This window comes from Pseudoroseomonas ludipueritiae (genome assembly GCF_014490445.1).
Lineage (GTDB): Bacteria > Pseudomonadota > Alphaproteobacteria > Acetobacterales > Acetobacteraceae > Pseudoroseomonas > Pseudoroseomonas ludipueritiae.
In genome coordinates this window covers 1-3,610 of sequence record NZ_JACTUZ010000259.1, presented here as the reverse complement: position 1 = coordinate 3,610, position 3,610 = coordinate 1, and the positions used below count along the sequence as shown (strand labels likewise).

2 protein-coding genes and 1 pseudogene are annotated in these 3,610 nt (G+C 68.8%); 2 read left to right on the top strand and 1 reads right to left on the bottom strand.

All coding sequences use genetic code 11. The features are described from left to right. Window positions 1–267, bottom strand: a pseudogene (locus tag IBL25_RS25115) (hypothetical protein); the annotation flags it as partial. Between the two features lie 258 nt (window positions 268–525). Here IBL25_RS25115 and IBL25_RS25110 point away from each other — a divergent pair. Then, the gene (locus IBL25_RS25110) at window positions 526–2,370 is read left to right on the top strand and encodes a PHA/PHB synthase family protein (protein WP_187781185.1); all 1,845 of its coding nucleotides are present in this window, start codon (window positions 526–528) and stop codon (window positions 2,368–2,370) included. Window positions 2,371–2,442: 72 nt separating this feature from the next. Next, complete coding sequence (locus tag IBL25_RS25105; protein ID WP_187781184.1) at window positions 2,443–3,414, top strand: Bug family tripartite tricarboxylate transporter substrate binding protein; 972 nt, start codon at window positions 2,443–2,445, stop codon at window positions 3,412–3,414. The last annotated feature ends 196 nt before the right edge of the window (window positions 3,415–3,610 follow it).

The following is a 3,610-nucleotide window of genomic DNA, read 5'->3' as shown; positions in this document are numbered from 1 at the left end:
CGGCGGCACCGGGGCGCCGGGCGTCACCGGCGTCTCGGATTGCTGGCGCAGGTCGGCCAGGGCGCGGGTCAGTTCCTCGCGCGCCGAGGCAGCGCCCCGCGCCGGCGCCGGCGGCACCGTGGCCAGATTGGGATAGCCCTCGGAATCCAGCCCCGGCGGCCGGGCCCGGCCTTCCAGCGGATCGCTGGTGATGGCGTTGAAGAATTCGAGCGGTCCCTCGCCCGAACCGATGCAGCCGGAGAGCGGCAGCACAAGCGATCCTGCCATGAGCAGGCGCAGGGCGGCTTGATACCCCCTGCCCCGGCCACTACCGTTTATTCCGCTGCTGTCCCGTCCCGCGTACCGGCCCATGGACCACCTCTACCGACCTGCGGCAGAGGGTTACCCCGAAATCCGGTCCGGGCGAAAGACCGGCAGCACGGCCAGGGGCCATATCCCCCACGGCCAGACACAGGGAAGAGCGCCCGCGGCCCCCCCGGCCGTGGCTGAATGGACAGCGCGGCACGCGCGGAAGGCAGGAGAACCATGGCCAAGGACGCGAAGACGCCGCAGAACCCCGGCAGCCCCGGGACAACGCCCGCCGGCTTCCGCCTGCCGGACCCGGAGATGGTGTCCCGCACCATGGCCGATGTGGCGGAGCGCGGCCACCGCATCGTGACCGAATTCCTCAACCGCCAGACCCTCTCGGCCGGGCAGGATGGCGCGCCCGGGCCGGACCCGCTGCACCTGGGCTCCGCATTCCTCGACATGACGACGCGGCTGATGGCCAACCCCGCCCGGCTGGTGCAGGCGCAGCTCGGCTTCTGGCAGGACTACTTGACGCTGTGGCAAAACACCGCCCGGCGGATGTGGGGCGAGGATGTGCAGCCCGTCATCGCCGAGGACAGCAAGGACCGCCGCTTCAAGGACGAGGCCTGGCGGGACAACGAGGTCTTCGACTTCATCAAGCAGTCCTATCTGCTCTCTGCCCGCTACTTCACCAATGTGGTCCATGCGGCGGACGACCTGGAACCCAAGACGGCGCAGAAGGTCGATTTCTACACGCGCCAGTTCGTCGACGCCATGAGCCCGTCGAACTTCCTGATGACCAATCCGGAAGTGCTGCGCAAGACCGCCGAGACGGGCGGCGAGAACCTGCTGCGCGGCTTGCAGAACCTGCTGTCGGACCTGGAGCGCGGCAAGGGCAAGCTGAAGATCCGCATGACGGACGACAGCAAGTTCACCATCGGGGAGAATATCGCTGTCTCCCCCGGCAAGGTGGTGTACCAGAACGACCTGATGCAGTTGATCCAGTACAGCCCGGCGACGGAGCAGGTGCTGAAGCGGCCGCTGCTGATCGTGCCGCCCTGGATCAACAAGTTCTACATCCTGGACCTGCGGCCCAAGAACAGCTTCGTGCGCTGGGCGGTGTCCCAGGGGCATACGGTCTTCGTGATCTCCTGGGTCAATCCGGACGAGAAGCTGGCTGAGAAATCCTTCGAGGATTACATGCTCGAAGGCCCCTATGCCGCGCTGGATGCGATCGAGCAGGCGACGGGCGAGAAGGCCGTCAATGCCATCGGCTATTGCCTGGGCGGCACGCTGCTCTCGGCCACGCTGGCGCGGATGGCGGCGAAGCGGGAGAACCGCATCAAATCCGCCACCTTCTTCACGACCATGGTGGATTTCGAGGAAGCCGGCGAGCTCAGCGTCTTCATCGACGAGGAGCAATTGCGCGCGCTGGAAGGCCGCATGAGCAAGCGCGGCTTCCTGGAGGGCCGCGAGATGGCCACCACCTTCAACATGCTGCGGGCCAATGACCTGATCTGGTCCTTCGTGGTGCAGAACTACCTGCTGGGGCAGGAACCCTTCCCCTTCGACCTGCTTTACTGGAACGACGACAGCACCCGCATGCCGGCGGCCATGCACAGCTTCTACCTGCGCCGCATGTACCAGCAGAACGACCTGGTGAAGCCTGGTGCCATCGAGCTGGGCGGCACGCCGCTCGACCTGCGCAAGGTCAAGCTGCCGACCTATATCCTCTCAACCCGCGAGGATCACATCGCGCCCTGGAAGAGCACCTACCGCGCGACGCAGATCTATGGCGGCCCGGTGCGCTTCGTCCTCGCAGCCTCCGGCCATATCGCCGGTGTGGCCAACCCGCCGGAATCCGGCAAGTACAGCCACTGGGTCGCGGAGAGCCTGCCGCCCTCCCCGGACGACTGGTTCGCCAGCGCGACGGAACTGGCCGGCTCCTGGTGGCCGGACTGGCACCGCTGGGTCTCGGGGCTGGACAAGGCGAAGGTGCCGGCGCGCGAGCCCGGCGCGGGCGGGCTGCCGGCTATCGAGGAGGCGCCGGGCAGCTACGTGAAGGTCATGGCCAGCGACTGAGGCCGCTACCCACCCCGCGCGGGCTGCGGCATGCTTCCCCGGCAAGAAACAAGAATCGCCGGAGGAAGAATCATGATCCCACGCCGTGGGCTTTTGGGTGGCCTGCTCGCCCTGCCATCCGCCGCCGCCCTGGCCCAGGGCGGCGGCTGGCCGGACCGGCCGGTGCGCCTGGTCGTCCCCTTCCCGCCCGCCGGCTCCACCGACGTGCTCAGCCGCATCCTGGCGGAAGGGCTGCAACGCAAGCTGGGCCAGCCGATCGTGGTGGAGAACCGCCCGGGCGCCGGCGGCAATATCGGCATGGATGCCGTCGCCAAGGCACCGCCGGATGGCTACACCTTCGGCTCCGCCACCATCGGCCAGTTCTCCATCAACCAGTTCCTCTACAGCAGCATGCCCTGGGAGATGGACCGGGACTTCGCGCCGGTGTCCCTGACCTGGGACCTGCCGAATGCCGTGGTGGTGCCGGCGCAACTGCCGGTGCGGGACCTCGCCGGCTTCATCGCCTGGGCCAAGGCCAAGCGGGGCGGCATTTCCTTTGGCTCCCCCGGCGTCGGCACCACGCCGCATCTCTCGGGCGAGATTTTCCGCAGCCGCCTGGGGTTGGAAGCGCAGCACGTGCCCTTCCGCGGCGCGGCCCAGACCATCCCGGCCATGCTGGCGGGGGATGTGGACCTGGCCATCGACAACCTGCCCTCCTATGCATCCATCATCCAGGCCGGGCAGTTGCGGGCGCTGGCGGTGACCAGCGCCACCCGCTGGCCCACCATGCCGGACGTGCCGACCATGGCCGAGGCAGGGGTGCCGGATTTCGTCATCACCTCCTGGGCCGGCTTCGTGGCGCCCAAGGGCACGCCGGCGGCGGCGGTGCAGGGCATGAATGCCGCGCTTCGGGCGGTGGTGCAGGATGAGGCGGTGCAGCAGCGCTTCCTGCAATCCGGCGCCAAGGCCCTGTGGTCCACGCCCGAGGACCTGACGGCGCGCAGCCACAGGGAAAGGCCGATGTGGCAGGAGGCCGTGCGCATCTCCGGCGCCCGGGCCGACTGAGCCGGGCATGAAAAAGGCCGGGGATCGCTCCCCGGCCTTTCCTGTTCTTACCGCCCGTCGCGTAAGTCGCCTTCGCGCCAGGAACGGTCCTTGCGCTGGCCCTCCGGTCCACGGCCGCCCCGCGGCGGGCCGCCACGATTGGGGCCGTTGCCGCCACGCGGCGCACCCTGGCGGGGCGCGCCATGGCCGCCACCGC